This window comes from Nitrosomonas sp. Nm84 (genome assembly GCF_003201565.1).
Classification (GTDB): domain Bacteria; phylum Pseudomonadota; class Gammaproteobacteria; order Burkholderiales; family Nitrosomonadaceae; genus Nitrosomonas.
On record NZ_QJJP01000004.1, the window covers coordinates 15202 to 31858 of the forward strand.

Sequence of the window (16657 nt, forward strand, 5' to 3'; positions counted from 1 at the left end):
TTGATAAAATATTTCCTTTGATCAAGTGATTATTTTTGCTTTAGTTTATGCTTGTGCACATAACTCCATAATTCCAGCTTATTGCTTACTTCAAGCTTTTCGTAGATCGATGTGAGATGGTTGCGGAGCGTACTTTCGCTGATGTTGAGTTTGTTAGAAATCACTTTGGCGGGTACGCCGGCATTTTCTATCATGGTGAAAAAAATCTTTTTCTCTTTAGGGGTGAGTTTATCGACTTTATTTTCTTCTTGAATATACTCTTTTTCGGAAGCTTGCTCAGATAGTTTGCCGATGAGTTTTTTAATATAAGTCTGATTCAACCATAGTTGACCTTCATGTACTCTTTCAATTGCTTTCAGAATCGTGTTCAACGACGCTTCTTTTTCAATGATGCCTTTGGCACCGGCGAGTATGGCTTTGTCATAGACTTCAGAGTCTTGCATCCATTTCAGAATAAGAATCTTGGCATGTGATGATGTGACCAATTGCATAATAGTTTGCGACTCCTTGTCAGAATTAAGATTCATATCAAGGAACATGACATCGGGTGATAATTTCTCAAGATTGGGAATCGCACTCGTGCAATTAGCAAAGCTTCCAACTACTTTCATCTTCGGTTGCTGTTTGTTAATCAGTATTTCCAGACCATAATGCACGATACTAGAGTGCCCAATGAGTAATACTCGGATAGGTTTTTCTGATGGATCGCTCATGATTTTTTTTCGGGAGTAACTCGTGGACAGTATATTACGGTATCGGTTGCATAAGAAAATGAGCAAGCAAGCATACTTTTTTATATCTTTTTTATGAATTGCTAATAAATTCAACACAGAAGCTATCATGCGCCGCGTCAAATCATGTTTTGGTAGTGATTTGTCGAGTGATTACATACGCACCCCGCGTATTCCGTGAAACTCCAATAATAGACATGAATGACTATCTGGCAAGGGTTTTACTTACATGGTAGACGGTAGCTGACTTTGAATACGCTTTGTCTTGGCACGTATTCTTCTGGCATCTTTAGGATCAATAACCAGCGGTCGATAAATTTCTATTCTGTCATGGGGTTGCAGTCGGTTACCGCGCTGTGTCATTTTGCCGAAAATACCGAGTTTGCTTGTTGTCAGATCAATATCGGCGAACTGATCCAGTATGCCTGAAAGGATGATGGCCTGTTCAACTGTACAATCAGTAGGTACATTGAGCTTCTTGAGGATCTGAATATGGGGCAGTGCGTATACAACTTCGATTTGGAAAGTGTTGTCACGGTTTGCCATAAATCGTTTCAGCCCGTTCAATGAAGGATTCTACAAAACTATTGGCGATCATGTGAAATACCGGTCCCACGAGTTTTTCAAGAATTTTGTGTGAGAACGTGTAATGTAATCGAAATTTTATCTTGCACGCGTTTTCGGATAATGGGGTGAATTGCCAGTAACCATCGAGGTGCTCAAACGGGCCATCCAGTAGGCTCATTTCGATTAAATCGGGCGGGAAGCGTTTATTTTTTGTGGTAAAGCTGTGCTGAATGTGGTGATAGTCAATCTTAACCGTTGCATGCGTTGTTACTTCGTCTTGAGGTTCCACCACAGTCCCGCCGCACCACGGAAGAAATGTGGGGTATTCTTTAACGTTATCAACCAGTGCAAACATCTGGCTTGCTGAATATTCAACTAAAACTGATTTTTCTATTTCTGCCATAAATGTAAATCACCCCACGTTCATGAGGTAATACTGAAAAACTGATAAAATATACGACATTTTAGTGATTCTCACCCATTCCATTCTTCTGTATGAGTATAGTACAAAATAAAAAAGCCTTTCACGATTATTTTATCGAAGAGAAGTATGAGACAGGTATGGTGCTGGAAGGGTGGGAGGTCAAAGCCATTCGCGACAGCCGGGCTCAATTGAAGGAAGCGTATGTTATTATCCGCAATGGCGCGCTATACCTCATTGGATGTCATATCAGTCCGCTCAAAACGGCTTCAACGCATATTAATCCTGATCCAGTCAGAACACGTAAGCTACTGCTGCACGCGGAAGAGATCAAGCGACTTATCGGCAAAGTTGAACGTGCCGGATACACGCTGGTTCCGCTAGATATGCATTATAAGACGGGTAGGATCAAGCTGGAAATCGGCTTGGCTAAGGGTAAGAAGCAGCATGATAAGCGCGAATCCGAGAAACAGAAGGAATGGGAACGCGACAAGCAACGCTTGATGCGCGCCAAGTAAAACCATCAACAATGATTGTTCGAATTAACTTTCAGAAATAATTTTTATTCTTTACGACTATGCAGAAATCGATTGCTATCTGGTTATTAATTTGTTGTGCCATGGTCTTTGCCATGGTGGTGGTGGGTGGTGTGACGCGATTGACCGACTCAGGGCTTTCTATTGTGGAGTGGCAGCCAATTGTGGGCACAATGCCGCCGATTACACAGCAGGATTGGGATGTGTTACTGGAAAAATACCGTGCTACGCCTCAGTATCAAAAAATCAATAAAGGCATGAGTGTCGATGAGTTTAAAAGTATTTTTTGGTGGGAATACTTTCATCGTGTGCTTGGTCGGTTGATTGGATTGGCATTTTTTGTTCCTTTTGTTTATTTTCTGCTGAAAAAGCAAATAAACCGATCATTGGGAATCAAACTGGCGGGAATATTCATACTGGGCGGACTACAAGGATTCATGGGCTGGTATATGGTGATGAGCGGGTTGGTGAATGATCCTCATGTCAGTCAATATCGGCTTACCGCGCATTTGGGATTGGCATTTGTCATTTTTGCCGCTATGTTTTGGGTTGCATTAGGATTGCTGTCGCCGGAAAGAGAGAACGCACAATCGAATGAAATGATGCAAAGTTTGCGGCGATTTTCTGTTGGCCTGACGTCATTAATTTTTATTATGGTTCTATCGGGCGGTTTTGTCGCTGGTATCCGCGCGGGCTTGGCCTACAATACTTTTCCGCTCATGAATGGGCATCTTATTCCGCCGGATCTCTTTGTGCTGGAACCGTGGTACCGTAATTTCTTTGACAATATCACCACCGTGCAATTCGACCATCGATTGATCGCGTGGATATTGATTTTCTCAGTGCCGTTGTTCTGGTATAGATCAAGTAAGGTGGCGTTATCCAGTACTACGCGCCTTGCTTGTAATCTGTTTTTACTGATGTTGGTAATACAGGTGAGTCTGGGTATAGCAACGTTGTTGCATGTGGTGCCGATTCCTTTAGCAGCTTCGCATCAGGGCGGGGCAATGTTGCTGTTTGCAGCATCTTTGTGGGTGAGCCACCGATTGCGTTGATGTTGATAAACCTGGGTATGTCATTGATATAGCATCACCCGGGTTTAATTTTGGAAACTGTTCCTCAATCTACGTCCGTCCGGTCATTTAATCCAAGTCTCTCCATCCTGTAACGTAGCGACCTGACTGTGATACCCAATGTTTTGGCTGCTTTGGTGCGGTTATAGCGACTTTGATTGAGTGCTTTTACAATGGAATCCTTTTCCAGATGATCAAGAAAATCTTGCAAGGGTAGACCTTGATCCGAATCGATGGATAGTCCGCTAGTCGAGGTGTGTGAAACTTCTTTTTGTGTTTTGGGTAGTTGTAATTCCTCTTTGCCGATTTGTATCGTCGAACAAAATGCTAACGTACGTTCCAGTATATTTTCGAGCTCTCGGACGTTGCCAGGATACTCATAGTTCATCAACATCGCCAATGCGTCTTTTTTTAGAGTGCATAGAGGGCGTGCGGCTTCTTTGCATAACTTTGCCAAGATTACTTCCGCAATGAGCGGAATATCTTCGGGCATTTCACGTAATGCGGGCATATCCAATTCAATGACATTCAGGCGGTAATACAAATCCTGCCGGAATTGACCGGTTTCGACGCAATGGCTGAGTTTTTTGTGCGTAGCGCTGATGATGCGTACATCGACATTCTTTTCTTGTGTATCACCGATTCTCCGGACTTGTTTTTCCTGAATCACCCGCAACAGCTTAACTTGCATGGCCAAAGGCAAATCGGCCACTTCATCAAGAAACAGGGTGCCATCGTTGGCCGTCAGGAAGAACCCATCATGATCTTTATCGGCGCCGGTAAAGGCGCCTTTTTTATAACCAAAAAATTCACTTTCCATTAAATTTTCAGGGATGGCACCACAGTTGACAGCAATAAACGTATGCTTGTGCCGAGCGCTTTTTGCATGAATCATGCGCGCTGCCAACTCTTTGCCACTGCCCGATTCACCGTAAATATAAATGGAGGCTTGGCTGCGCGAGAGCTTATCGATGGTTGCACGCAGTTGGCGCATGGGTTGAGACTCGCCTAGTAACACACGTTGATCCGGTCGTATTGGTGCTGCAGATGCGGATTCAGTCAGTACGGGCGGTAGACTCAAAGCTGATTTGACCAGATCACGTAACTGTTTTAACGAGACCGGTTTGGATAAATAATCAAAAGCGCCGGCTTTGAGAGCCGCAACGGCGTTTTCTGTGGTGCTATATGCGGTGATTACGGCAACTGGCAAGTCTGAACAATGGTTGGCGATAAATTTAACCAAATCCAAGCCATCTCCATCAGGTAAACGCATATCGGTAAGGCATAACTGAAACCGCCGCGACTGCAATAGTATTTTGGCTTCACTGATACTTTTTGCGCTGGAAACATCCATTCCCATGCGGGCTAGTGTGAGCTCAAGTAATTCAATAATATCAGGCTCATCGTCTACAATGAGTATAACAGGGGAGGGTGTATGCGGGTGTGGATGAATGACTCGCCCTTTATTCATTGGCATGGTTGGCTGCCTTTGCAGATTATCCTGAGATGTCCACCTGAAGAGCCCTCGATATATTCCAGTAATGCTTGATTGGCTTCGCACAGCTCACGTGCAATATATAAACCTAGACCCGTACCGCTTGTTGCAGTCGTGAAGAAAGGTTCAAAAATTTGTTTTATTTGCTGCGAATCAACGCCCGATCCATCATCAATAATATCCAGGTGGACGGTATTTTTGTTTACTCCGGCAGACAATGCGATGTGAATACTATTGTTTTGCTTGCGACAGTGCCGCCATGCGTTACAACATAGATTCCATATGATTTGATTCAAATGATCACGATCAAAATTAACCCAACAATTTGTCGAGACATTTACGCTGAATACGTTTGTATTGATGTGCTCGGTATGACAAAAGACTTCAAGGAATTTATGAATAAATTCATTTGCATCAATGGGATCTGGTTCTGAGGCATTGCGTCGGTTGAGTTGCAGTACGTCGTTTACGATTTTGTTTAAGCGCTGGGTGTTATCGCAAATAATATGTATCAGACGGGTATCTGTATTATTTGCAAGTTGCTCTTCCTGCAATAGCTCGGCGGCATGGCTGATTGCGGAAAGCGGATTACGAATTTCATGCGCGATATTTGCTGTTAAACGGCCTAATGCAGCAAGTTTCAATTGCTGTAAATGTGCTTGTATGCGCCCCATATCTTCTAGAAAAATAACAACACCATTACGAAAATCCTCCTGTATGGGTAAGAACCGGGTGCGTACCAGTGCATTGCTGTGATCTAATCGCAGCGGTTCAAAACTAGTATGTTGGTTACTTTGCCAGCTTGTGAGCCGATTGGCGATTTCAGGCGCACGATCGGACAATTTGAGAAATTCGGCGTGATGGATAGGGACACCCAAGTTAAGTAACTTCTCGGCATAGGTATTACGGTGTCGAATGTAGCCATGTTTATCAACGATCAGTACACCCTCATGTAGATCTTGAATGACTAATTGATTGACTTCCGCCATGTTGGCCAGATCCATACCACGTTCTTGTGCCAGTTGTTCACTGGCCAAAGTATATTTGGCCAGTTGCTGCGCTAACCAAGCTACTGCAAAGCACGCCATGCTTAATAGCCCCGCTTGCGAGTATTGGGCAGTATAGGAATCAACCATCAGTAAGGAATAGGTCTCTTGCAGCAATAAACTGATGGTTGCAATGGATGCAAAAAATAGCGCCATACGACCACGGCTAATCAAGCCTGCGCCGGCAAGCGATACCAGCAATAATCCACCCAACCCGCTTTGTAATCCGCCGCTGGCATACAGCATGACAGAGAAAAAAAGTATGTCGCCGATTACCTGAATAGCGAGTTGCCGATTAAAATCTGGGCGACGTAATTTAATGAGCAGCATGGATACGCCGCTGAATAAGGTGTAGCTTAGGCTGGTATAAAGAAATAGTAGATGGTGATATGAACCGAAGCTGGTGAACTGAAATTGCCACGTAATGATCGTCAAAACGCTACTAATCACTAATCGATAACTATTGAAATAAAAAAGAGAGTGCCAGTACTGATGAGCATCATCATGCGCCGTGATTCCAGAACTCAGTGGTAAAAACATTAAGTGTTTTGCTTGTGATAAATGAGTGGACACGGCGGTTAACTTAAGATGGAGAATTAGTATGTTGATGACAATGCTCGTGACAGCAAAAATAGCGATTACGGTCGCTGATGGCTTCACCTTTAGGCAGATGAATACCGCAATATGTGCAGCTCACCATATCTTCAATTGGCTCTAAAGGTGTTTCTTTTTTTTCTTTCCTGGATTTGCGATTATTGATTATCCAGTAAATCAGTATTGCTATGATGATGTAAAAAAATAATTTGCCCATATTAGGTATTTCTTTTATATGACATTCATCAGAGTTTTATTTGCCATCGCTATACATTTAAGCATAGCAATTTTTTACTTTGGCAAATTGCAGATTAACTGTGGTTTAGTTGCCTTTAAGTAAAAAATGTGGGGATAGCCTGCTTAATGAAAGCAATTTCAGATAAAAATCTTCTGATAAATAGGTTAAATGTATAAACGTTGATTGTGTTACAGATGAGACAAGGATGTTTGAGAAAGTTTCTATGGTTGATAGAAATAAAGATTGTCCAACTTAATAAATTAAATTGGTACAATTTGTAAGTTTTTGTTAGGTAGTTTGAGAATAATTTCGGGTAGTTAGTGGTTGCGTGTAACAGCAAAATTGGCCAACTGCAGCAGGCATTTTTTGTTTTCTGAGTCCGGTAAAGAAGCTATCGCGGTAATGGCCGTCGCGATTTCTGCTTCAGCACATTGTTTGGCATAATTTAAGGCGGTTGTTTGCTGAATGACACCGAGAACAGGCTGAAAACCATCTTTCCCACCGTCTTCAATTGCTTTGCGGATAATACTCGCTTGTTCTGCTGTGCCCACTCTCATTGCATAGATGAGCGGTAATGTAGGTTTTCCTTCAGCCAGGTCGTCGCCAAGATTCTTGCCGATGTTTTGATTATTTCCAGAGTAATCAAGCATATCGTCAATGAGTTGAAATGCGGTTCCCAGATGCATGCCATACACTGCCATGGCTTCTTCCTCTTCTGGCGTTGCATTCCCTAGAATTGCTCCCAATCGACTGGCTGCCTCAAATAATTTAGCGGTTTTGTACCGTATGACTTGCAGATAGTTTTCTTCCGTTACATGTGGATCTCGGCAATTGAGTAACTGTAACACTTCGCCTTCGGCGATGGTATTGGTTGCATCGGCTAATATTTGCATTACACGCATATCGCCAACTTCAACCATCATCTGAAAAGCTCTGGAGTAGAGAAAATCCCCTACCAAAACGCTTGCTGCGTTACCAAATAATGCATTGGCCGTTTCTTTGTTACGCCGCAATTCGGATTCATCTACTACATCATCATGAAGTAATGTAGCCGTATGAATAAATTCAACTACTGCGGCGAGGTTATAATGAAATTTTCCGGAATAACCGAAAGCGCCTGCGGACAGAATCACCATTGCAGGTCGTAGGCGTTTTCCTCCACTATTAATAATATATTCACTAACTTGGCGAATCAGTAAAACATGAGAATGTAACTTCTCCCGAATGACATCATCAACGATGCTCATGTCTTGAGCAATGAAACTTCTAATATATTCGATTGACACAATGTCACCTTACAGAAAACGCTATGGTAGGAATGACAATACCCAAGTGTCAAGCATAAAGATAAATTGATTGAAGTGATCTAAATTTTCTACCACAATCAAGGGTTATTTATGTATAATTCGCGGTTCTGTAAAAAGGGAAGTATGGAGTCAATTATGTATGCGGTCATAAAAACCGGTGGTAAGCAATATCGAATTCAAGTGGGTGAGAGGCTGAAGATAGAACAGCTTAAAGCTGAAAGTGGCAGCGAGCTTGTGATTGATCAGGTACTGATGGTTGCGGATGGCGATAAAATATCGATGGGAACACCGCTCGTCAATGGCGCTAAAGTGAGCGCGACAGTGCTTGGGCAAGGTCGCCACGATAAAATTCGCATTTTTAAGATGCGCCGTCGCAAGCATTACCAAAAGCATCAAGGGCATCGGCAGAATTACACTGAAATACAGATTACCGGTATTTCAGCTTAAGGAGTATATCAATGGCACATAAAAAAGCAGGTGGGAGTTCACGAAATGGACGCGATTCACATTCCAAACGCCTTGGGGTTAAGCGTTATGGTGGTGAGTTAATTTCAGCCGGATCAATTATTGTCAGACAGCGTGGTACACAATTTCATCCTGGGGAAAATGTTGGTATCGGCAAGGACCATACTTTATTTGCTAAAGTGACTGGAAAAGTGAGTTTCAGTATTAAGGGTGCACTAAAACGCAGGATAGCAAGCGTAACACCGGCATAAAGTATAAACACATAGCGTATTCAAGAAGCCCTATCTAAAGTGATGGGGCTTTTTTGTTTGCAGGGTCATATAAATAGTAGGAAATAGATAACTAGGGTTTATGAAGTTTATTGATGAAGCGGTTATTCAAGTGCTAGCTGGTAAAGGCGGTGATGGTGTCGCCAGTTTTCGGCGTGAGAAATATATTCCTAAAGGCGGCCCTGACGGTGGCGATGGCGGGCGTGGCGGTAGTGTATTTGCAATGGCGGATCGTAATATCAATACACTGATTGACTATCGTTTTGCGCGCATTCATCGCGCCAGGAATGGACAAAATGGTCAAGGCTCTGACCGCTATGGAAAGAGTGCTGAAGATATCGTGCTGCATATGCCGGTTGGTACGCTCATTAAGGATATCAACACGGGTGAAACGATTGCCGATTTGACGCACGATCAGCAAAAAACGCTTTTGGCCAAAGGTGGGACAGGAGGCATTGGCAATCTGCATTTTAAATCGAGCACTAACCGTGCTCCACGTCAGTTTACCTATGGTGAGCCAGGGCAAGAATTTGAATTAAAACTGGAACTTAAAGTGCTGGCGGATGTGGGATTGTTGGGTATGCCGAATGCCGGGAAATCTACACTCATACGTGCGGTATCTGCCGCGCGCCCCAAAGTAGCGGATTATCCCTTCACAACATTGGAACCTAATCTAGGTATGGTGCGAGTTGATCAGAATCGCAGTTTCGTCATGGCAGATATCCCTGGTTTGATTGAAGGCGCTGCCGAAGGTGTGGGATTAGGGCATCGGTTTTTAAAACATTTAACACGTACCCGGCTGTTACTGCATGTCATTGATATGGCGCCATTGAATGAAGACACGGATCTTGTGCATGAAGCCCATGCGTTGGTAAAAGAGTTACAGAAATATGATGAATCCCTGTATCAAAAGCCGCGTTGGTTGGTGCTCAATAAAATCGACATGATGCCGGAAGAAAATCGTGATGAGTTATGCCGTCAATTTGTTGACAAACTGGGATGGCAAGACAAATATTTTGTCATTTCTGCATTGACAGGCGAAGGTTGTAAGCTTTTAACCTATGCCATCATGGATTATCTGGAGCAGAATTTGCCACCGCAAACTGAAAGTCAAACCCCAGAAAACGATCTCGTCAATCCATGTTAAAGCAAGCACACCGTATTGTCATCAAAGTGGGCAGCAGCCTGGTGACCAATCAAGGCAAAGGGCTTGATCACGCCGCACTGGCTTGCTGGGCAGCGCAAATCGCAAACCTCGAGCAAATGGGCAAGGAAATCATCTTAGTTTCATCGGGTGCGATTGCCGAGGGCATGCATCGTTTGAACTGGGAGAGTCGGCCTACCGCACTGTATGAATTGCAAGCTGCGGCTGCGGTTGGGCAAATGGGGCTGGCACAAGCCTATGCTTCCAGTTTTTCTCAGTATGGTCTGCAGACTGCCCAAGTGCTTTTGACTCACGAAGATTTGTCCAATCGGAAACGCTATCTCAACGCACGTTCAACGCTTACGACTTTATTGAAGCTCAATATCATTCCCATCATTAACGAAAATGATACGGTTTCGATTGATGAAATTCGCTTTGGCGATAATGACACCTTGGCGGCGCTGGTGACTAACCTAATTGAAGCCGATGTGCTGGTTATTCTGACCGATCAGGCGGGTTTATTTACCAGCGACCCACGTAAGAATCCGGATGCAAAGTTATTGAGTGAAGTGCATGCCGGTGATCCGGCGCTTGAAAAGATGGCCGGCGGTGTTGGCAGCAGTATTAGTCGTGGTGGCATGCAAACTAAAGTGACCGCGGCAAAGCGTGCGGCGCGCAGTGGCGCGGACACCATTGTCGCTTCCGGTCGTGAAGATAATGTGTTGATACGCCTGAGCCAAGATGAAGCAATCGGTACACGTTTTCTGGCCAAGATACCGGTATTGGCGGCGCGTAAGCAATGGCTTGCCGATTATTTGCAAGTGCGTGGCTATGTCACGCTGGATCAAGGTGCCGTGAAGGCGCTTTCTGCAGATGGAAAAAGCTTGTTGCCCATTGGTGTTATTAGCGTCAACGGCGAATTCGAGCGCGGAGAAGCCGTATCCTGCCTGGATAGAGAAGGTCGTGAGATAGCTCGCGGCTTGATAAATTATAGCGCGGTGGAAACTCAAAAAATTTTGAGGCAGGCTAGCAGTGAAATTGAAGCCATACTTGGTTATGTCGACGAACCGGAATTAATTCACCGAAATAATCTGGTTTTGCTCTAGCTTGGGTTGGGGATGTGCAATCAGTTTGACTCCACCCGGAGGAACTCGTGATCATTCAATTCGATAAAAACTCGCAACGTATCGCAGCCATCGACTGGCTACGTGGGTTTGTCATGATTCTGATGGCGCTTGATCACGCGTCATGGTTCTTTAATACGAACCGAATTTTTGCTGATTCGGTATTGCTTTACCAACCTGGCGATTTGTTTGCCACCGATCAGTTTCTGACACGCTGGATCACGCATATCTGTGCCCCCACTTTTGTTTTTCTCGCCGGTACATCCATTGCCATCAGCAATTTTCAGTGTCGTCAGCAAGGCATCAGTCAATCTGTAATTGATCGTGAATTATTGATTCGTGGTGCTTTCATTGCTTTACTGGATATCTGTGTATTTTCCCTGATTTCCGGCAAGATCGTGTTGCAAGTGTTGTACGCCATCGGAATCAGCATGATGTTGATAGTTTTTTTGCAACGCCTGGGCACGCACCTGGTTTTCTTTTTGGCGATATTGATACTTGCAGGCAGTGAGTTATTGCTCATAATGATGTGGGAACCGGGCGGTAACGTACCGCTGTGGCTGGCGGTCACTTTTGCGCCGGTATTCGGCGAAACCTATACCGTGTTATATCCTGCGTTGCCTTGGTTGGGCATGATGATGCTGGGTTGGGTGTTCGGTGAGCGATTAATGTCAAAGCAGCTTGGTTCGTGGTCGACAGAGCACTTATTGATGGTTAGCGGCGTGGCAGCGCTGATTTTGTTTGTGGTTATCCGCAGTTTTAATGGTTATGGCAACCTATTCATGGTCTTGGAAGGAAACACGCTGGTGCAGTGGCTGCATATCAGCAAATATCCGCCCAGCTTGGCTTATACCTTGCTGGAACTGGGTTTGATGGCGGTCATTCTTGTACTGCTAATGCGGTTAGAGTCATTCAAAGAAACTATCAATTCCAATGGTCCCGTCTTAGTCTTCGGGCAAACCGCGTTGTTTTTTTACCTTGCTCATTTCTGTGTGCTGGCGGTATTGCGCCTCGTGTTGGAGCGGAGCAGCCTGGAACAGACTTACTGGATTACTTTGTTGGTGTTGGTGATTTTGTACCCGGTCTGCCGTATCTACCGTTCATTGAAATGGCGATATCCACAAAGTTTGTTGCGTTTTTTGTAATATGATCAATTGGTTGCGGATATGTGCAGAACCTTCGCTTCATTCAGTTTTTATTCATGTTGACCTGTGTACATTGGTGCCATCAGGAATTAACCTGGATCAAATAACTGAAGAAAGGAGATGCATCATGGAAACCAAAAAAACAGTCTGGACCGGCTTTTTAGCAACTTTGTTATTGGCATGCGTTTTGACCGTTCCTACTTTGGCACAGGCAGGCAGAGGCCATCATGGTCACCATCATCATGGTCACCATCACGGTCATCATCATCAGCACCATCATATGGGTGGTGGTTATAACTATACCTATAGCCAACCACGCGGTTATTACCGTCCGTACTATCCGCAACCCCGGTATAACTACTATCCAGCACCAGTTTATGGGCCGGTGTATGGTATTCCTCCTCAGATGATGATGGGCATTAGTACCGGAGATGCGAGCTTTATGTTACGCTTCTAAGCCAGAGTGCTGGTAACAGGTAGTTTGGTCAACCTGTTACCAGTTCAACGCATACATCCAGTACTCAGGACTGTCAGGTAATGAATAGATGGCGGGAAATTTTAGTGGTTGTGGTGGTATTGGCCGGCCCGATTGCGCAAGCATCAGCCGGCTGGCAAAATAACGCTGCCAACTATTACCGTACCAATAGCACCATCCCTTCTGCCGGTATCACCGAACAAAAAGCAATCACCATCGCGCAACAGCGTTTCAAAGGTCGTGTGCTAGCAATTAACCATTCTGACGATGTTTATCGCATTAAAATTCTCAGCTCTCAAGGCACAATACATATTATTTTAATCAATGCGCTGGATGGAGCAATTATATCGACCCATTAACTGCTTGTTAATTGAGATGTCATGCAGATTCGTATCCCCTTTATTTTGAATTTTCAAGAATACTGAAAACTATGCGCATCCTAGTGATCGAAGATGAAATCAAATTACAGAACCAGATTCGTCAACAACTGGAAACGGCGGGTTACATGGTCGATACATGCAATGATGGCAATGAAGGATTGTTTTTTGCCACGGAGTATCCGCTCGATGCCGCCATTATTGATATTGGATTGCCTGGAAAATCAGGGTTGGAAATTATCAAGGCACTGCGCGAAAAAGGAAGTCTGCTGCCCATTTTGATCTTAACCGCCAGAAGCAGTTGGCAAGACAAAGTACAAGGGCTTGAAATGGGCGCGGATGATTACCTGACCAAACCGTTTCAGATGGAAGAACTACAAGCTAGGGTCAAGGCACTGTTGCGCCGTTCGACCGGCATTCCACAGACGATATTGGACTGCGGTCCCATATCGCTGGATGTTACTTCCCAATCCGTCGCTGTCAATGGGGAAACGATAGAGCTGACATCGTTTGAGTACCGCTTATTGGAAGAACTGGTGCGCCATCATGGTGAGATTCTTTCCAAACATACATTGGCCGATTATCTGTATCCGCACGATGAAGATCGCGACAGCAATGTATTGGAAGTCATGGTCGGTCGCTTGCGCCGCAAACTCGATCCAGACGGCACCCTTAATCCGATTGAAACCATGCGTGGCCGAGGTTATCGCTTTACCTTGGAGTGCAATAAATCTTCATGATGTCGTTAAATCAGCGCATTTTATTCAGTGCAACGCTGGTTTTGTTGATCTTTGTCGTAGGCATTGCATTAACGCTGGATCGCGCATTTTATGATAGTGCGCGGTTAGGGGTGCAGGATCGTTTGTTTGCCAAGCTACTGATGCTCATGGGAGATTCGGAAACAGAAGAATCCGGTGCGCTGGACGTATCGACCAACTTGCTGGACGCAGAATTAGGTCACATCAATTCAGATACGTATGCATTTATCATCGATCAGACCAATACCATTGCCTGGCGCTCCACTTCATCGCTCAATGAGCAAATTCCAGCAGTGGCTCTGCTTGAAAAAGGCAAAAAAGAATTCGCGGAAATCATGATCGATGGCAAGCCTCATTTTATGTACAGCTACGGAGTTGCCTGGGAAACACCATCGGGTGATTATCCACTGACCTATTTTGTCATCATTAATACCGAATTGTTTGAGGCACAGATAGAACGTTATCGTGAAGACCTGTGGGGATGGCTCAGTGTCATGGTTGTTTTGTTGCTGACCACGCAAATGGGAGTGTTGCGCTGGGGCCTGCAACCGCTGCGCAAAGTTTCTGCTGAACTGGTAGCGATAGAATCCGGCCGGCAGGAAAACCTGAAAGGGAATTATCCCAGTGAATTGAAGCTGTTAACCGATAGCATCAATTCTTTGATCAACCATGAACACAAGCAACAAAAACGCTACCGTAACGGCCTTGCAGACCTGGCACATAGTCTTAAAACGCCGCTCGCCGTTCTCCAAGGCGCGGTGAATAGCGAAGACGATGAACAATCCCGGCGCAAAACGATTCATGAACAAATCGACCGTATGGACAACATCATTCAGTATCAGCTGCGTCGTGCTGCCACTGCCGGCAGCTCGCCAGGCATGGGATTGATCATACTACGTCCGATGGTCGACCGAATTGTGGCGACCGTTGCAAAAGCGTATCGCACCAAATACCCGGAAATCGCTATCGATATCGACGATGCCATCGGCTTGCGCATTGACGAAGGTGATTTGATGGAATTGCTCGGTAACTTGGTCGACAACGCTTTCAAATGGTGCCGCCAGAGCATCCATCTGTTTGCGGGTTATCAGGAAAACTGGATAATCATCCAAGTCAAAGACGACGGTCCCGGAATCCCACCGCATGAAATCGCCAGAATCCTGGAGCGCGGCGTGCGTGCCGATCAATCTACACCGGGTCATGGCATTGGCTTGGCGATTGTGCGCGATATCATTCAAGTGTATGGCGGAGAACTGTCGATTGAGAATAATCCAAGCGGGGGCGCCTGCGTTACCCTGCGTTTGAGGAAGAGCAAATAACCTGTTCGCATCGCACATTCCAATCCACTTTTTTTAAGCTTTTATCAACGTCCACATACCGATGATGATAAATCCAACGCCGGCGATATAATGCAGGTGTTTCGCACTGATATAGTCGGAAATGACGCTGCCTGCCAAGACACCAATTGCCGAAGTTGCGATCAATGCCAATGATGCGCCGATAAATACCGTCCATTTACTGACTTCCTTGTCGGCAGCAAACAGCATGGTCGCCAATTGCGTTTTGTCACCCAGTTCGGCAATAAATACCGTGGCAAAAACGGTTAATAATATTCTGTAATCCATTTTTATATCCTGAAAATTAATGGTGTATTGATGTGGTTCGATTCAAAGCGGTGATCATATAGAAACCATGTATCTTTTTACAAAAAACAGTGATAATAAATGACTAGTAGCATGTTCTTCGTAAAAAAATCTATGGGGTTTCTGCAAAACGATCTGATAGTCAAGATTAACCCGTTCATGTAAAAGGAAAACTCATGATTAAAGCTTATGCAGCGTTTGAGTCGGGTGGAAAGCTCCAACCTTTTGAATACGATCCCGGACCGTTGGGTGAACATGATGTTGAGATAGCCATCGAGCATTGCGGCATTTGCCACAGCGATCTGAGCATGCTGTACAACAACTGGGGAATCACGCGATATCCATTTGTACCGGGGCATGAGATCATCGGTACGATCGCAGCCAAGGGCGTGCATGTCAACAATCTTGCTGTGGGACAACGCGTCGGCCTGGGGTGGCATTCCGGTTATTGCATGACCTGCCACAATTGCATGTCCGGCGATCATAATCTGTGCGCACAATCGGAATCCACGATCGTAGGCCGTCACGGCGGTTTTGCCGACAAAGTGCGCGCCGACGCTGCCAGCGTTGTGGCATTGCCAGATAGCCTCAACGCGCAAAGTGCAGGGCCACTGTTCTGTGGCGGCATCACGGTTTTCAATCCGCTGCTGCAATTCGACGTTCCGCCTACCGCTAAAGTAGCTGTCATCGGTATTGGTGGCTTGGGTCATATCGCATTGCAGTTTTTAAGAGCGTGGGGTTGTCGAGTAACCGCCTTCACATCGAGTGATGACAAAAAGAAAGAAGCCTTAGCGTTGGGTGCGCATGATGTACTGGATACGAAGAATCCAACCGAACTGGCCGCTGCGGCTAATCGCTTTGATCTGATTCTAACGACCGTCAATGTAAAGCTGGATTGGAATGCCTATATCGCAACCTTACGTCCTAAAGGCCGTCTGCATTTCCTGGGAGTACCGCTTGAGTCGGTTGATATCAATGTGTTTCCGTTGATTGCCAGCCAGCGCTCGGTTTCAGGTTCGCCCGTCGGCAGCCCCACCGGTATAGCCACCATGCTGCGTTTTGCCGAGCAACATAAAATCGAACCCATCATTGAAGTGTTTCGTTTTGATCAGGTGAATGAAGCACTTACCAGACTGGCAAGCGGCAAAACCAAATACCGCATTGTTTTGAGTAATCAATAACAGATTTGTCCTGAATAAATTGTTGAATTAGGCAAAATAAGGCACACGCAACGCAGCAAACTGTCTCA

20 protein-coding genes are annotated in these 16657 nt (G+C 45.0%); 12 read left to right on the forward strand and 8 right to left on the reverse strand.

The window, feature by feature from the left end; genetic code table 11:
• Window positions 1-29: 29 nt before the first annotated feature.
• The 3 genes from C8R34_RS03220 to C8R34_RS03230 form a co-directional block, all read right to left on the reverse strand.
• The gene (locus C8R34_RS03220) at window positions 30-713 is read right to left on the reverse strand and encodes a response regulator transcription factor (protein ID WP_165872514.1); all 684 of its coding nucleotides are present in this window, start codon (window positions 711-713) and stop codon (window positions 30-32) included.
• Between the two features lie 243 nt (window positions 714-956).
• The gene (locus tag C8R34_RS03225) at window positions 957-1277 is read right to left on the reverse strand and encodes an RnfH family protein (RefSeq protein ID WP_110337786.1); all 321 of its coding nucleotides are present in this window, start codon (window positions 1275-1277) and stop codon (window positions 957-959) included.
• On the reverse strand, window positions 1264-1701 hold the full coding sequence (locus C8R34_RS03230; RefSeq protein ID WP_110337788.1) for a type II toxin-antitoxin system RatA family toxin: 438 nt from the start codon (window positions 1699-1701) through the stop codon (window positions 1264-1266). The genes C8R34_RS03225 and C8R34_RS03230 overlap by 14 nt, the downstream gene beginning before the upstream one ends.
• A gap of 92 nt (window positions 1702-1793) precedes the next feature.
• Between C8R34_RS03230 and smpB the strand changes: the two genes are divergently transcribed.
• Together smpB and C8R34_RS03240 are read left to right on the forward strand one after the other, a co-directional pair.
• Window positions 1794-2237: an SsrA-binding protein SmpB gene (smpB, locus tag C8R34_RS03235; RefSeq protein ID WP_110337790.1), complete on the forward strand. Its 444-nt coding sequence runs from the start codon at window positions 1794-1796 to the stop codon at window positions 2235-2237.
• Window positions 2238-2296: 59 nt separating this feature from the next.
• Entirely contained in the window at window positions 2297-3310 is a 1014-nt protein-coding gene (locus C8R34_RS03240; RefSeq protein WP_110337792.1) for a COX15/CtaA family protein, read from the forward strand.
• Window positions 3311-3374: 64 nt separating this feature from the next.
• Here C8R34_RS03240 and C8R34_RS03245 read toward each other — a convergent pair whose 3' ends face one another.
• From C8R34_RS03245 to ispB, 4 genes are all read right to left on the reverse strand, one after another.
• On the reverse strand, window positions 3375-4799 hold the full coding sequence (locus C8R34_RS03245; RefSeq protein WP_375342112.1) for a sigma-54-dependent transcriptional regulator: 1425 nt from the start codon (window positions 4797-4799) through the stop codon (window positions 3375-3377).
• Window positions 4796-6409 carry a nitrogen regulation protein NR(II) gene (locus C8R34_RS03250; protein WP_258364334.1) on the reverse strand — a complete coding sequence of 538 codons (1614 nt, stop codon included), beginning with the start codon at window positions 6407-6409 and terminating at the stop codon, window positions 4796-4798. The genes C8R34_RS03245 and C8R34_RS03250 overlap by 4 nt, the downstream gene beginning before the upstream one ends.
• 43 nt (window positions 6410-6452) lie before the next feature.
• A complete protein-coding gene (locus tag C8R34_RS16825) occupies window positions 6453-6680 on the reverse strand; it encodes a PP0621 family protein (RefSeq protein WP_110337798.1) in 228 nt (75 codons plus the stop codon).
• Between the two features lie 338 nt (window positions 6681-7018).
• Complete coding sequence (gene ispB / locus C8R34_RS03260; RefSeq protein ID WP_110337801.1) at window positions 7019-7987, reverse strand: octaprenyl diphosphate synthase; 969 nt, start codon at window positions 7985-7987, stop codon at window positions 7019-7021.
• A 156-nt stretch (window positions 7988-8143) separates the two neighbouring features.
• On the opposite strand from ispB, the gene rplU reads away from it, so the two are divergent.
• From rplU to C8R34_RS03305, 9 genes are all read left to right on the forward strand, one after another.
• The gene (rplU, locus tag C8R34_RS03265; RefSeq protein WP_110337803.1) at window positions 8144-8455 is read left to right on the forward strand and encodes a 50S ribosomal protein L21; all 312 of its coding nucleotides are present in this window, start codon (window positions 8144-8146) and stop codon (window positions 8453-8455) included.
• A gap of 11 nt (window positions 8456-8466) precedes the next feature.
• Complete coding sequence (gene rpmA / locus C8R34_RS03270) at window positions 8467-8724, forward strand: 50S ribosomal protein L27 (protein WP_110337805.1); 258 nt, start codon at window positions 8467-8469, stop codon at window positions 8722-8724.
• A gap of 100 nt (window positions 8725-8824) precedes the next feature.
• Complete coding sequence (gene cgtA, locus C8R34_RS03275) at window positions 8825-9889, forward strand: Obg family GTPase CgtA (RefSeq protein WP_110337807.1); 1065 nt, start codon at window positions 8825-8827, stop codon at window positions 9887-9889.
• Window positions 9883-10992 (forward strand): glutamate 5-kinase, encoded by a 1110-nt coding sequence (gene proB / locus C8R34_RS03280; protein ID WP_110337809.1) that lies wholly within the window; start codon window positions 9883-9885, stop codon window positions 10990-10992. The genes cgtA and proB overlap by 7 nt, the downstream gene beginning before the upstream one ends.
• Window positions 10993-11039: 47 nt before the next feature.
• Window positions 11040-12155 carry a DUF1624 domain-containing protein gene (locus tag C8R34_RS03285; protein ID WP_258364335.1) on the forward strand — a complete coding sequence of 372 codons (1116 nt, stop codon included), beginning with the start codon at window positions 11040-11042 and terminating at the stop codon, window positions 12153-12155.
• A gap of 127 nt (window positions 12156-12282) precedes the next feature.
• Entirely contained in the window at window positions 12283-12612 is a 330-nt protein-coding gene (locus C8R34_RS03290) for a hypothetical protein (RefSeq protein WP_110337811.1), read from the forward strand.
• An 80-nt stretch (window positions 12613-12692) separates the two neighbouring features.
• Window positions 12693-12989 (forward strand): PepSY domain-containing protein, encoded by a 297-nt coding sequence (locus C8R34_RS03295; protein WP_110337813.1) that lies wholly within the window; start codon window positions 12693-12695, stop codon window positions 12987-12989.
• A gap of 71 nt (window positions 12990-13060) precedes the next feature.
• Window positions 13061-13747, forward strand: coding sequence for a response regulator transcription factor (locus C8R34_RS03300; protein ID WP_110337815.1), 687 nt, complete (start codon window positions 13061-13063; stop codon window positions 13745-13747).
• Window positions 13744-15084 carry an ATP-binding protein gene (locus C8R34_RS03305; protein WP_110337817.1) on the forward strand — a complete coding sequence of 447 codons (1341 nt, stop codon included), beginning with the start codon at window positions 13744-13746 and terminating at the stop codon, window positions 15082-15084. Before C8R34_RS03300 ends, C8R34_RS03305 begins: the two co-directional genes overlap by 4 nt.
• 33 nt (window positions 15085-15117) lie before the next feature.
• On the opposite strand, the gene C8R34_RS03310 is transcribed toward C8R34_RS03305, so the two are convergent.
• The gene (locus C8R34_RS03310) at window positions 15118-15390 is read right to left on the reverse strand and encodes a TMEM165/GDT1 family protein (protein ID WP_110337819.1); all 273 of its coding nucleotides are present in this window, start codon (window positions 15388-15390) and stop codon (window positions 15118-15120) included.
• A gap of 194 nt (window positions 15391-15584) precedes the next feature.
• Between C8R34_RS03310 and C8R34_RS03315 the strand changes: the two genes are divergently transcribed.
• On the forward strand, window positions 15585-16589 hold the full coding sequence (locus C8R34_RS03315) for an NAD(P)-dependent alcohol dehydrogenase (protein ID WP_110337821.1): 1005 nt from the start codon (window positions 15585-15587) through the stop codon (window positions 16587-16589).
• Window positions 16590-16657 lie beyond the last annotated feature (68 nt).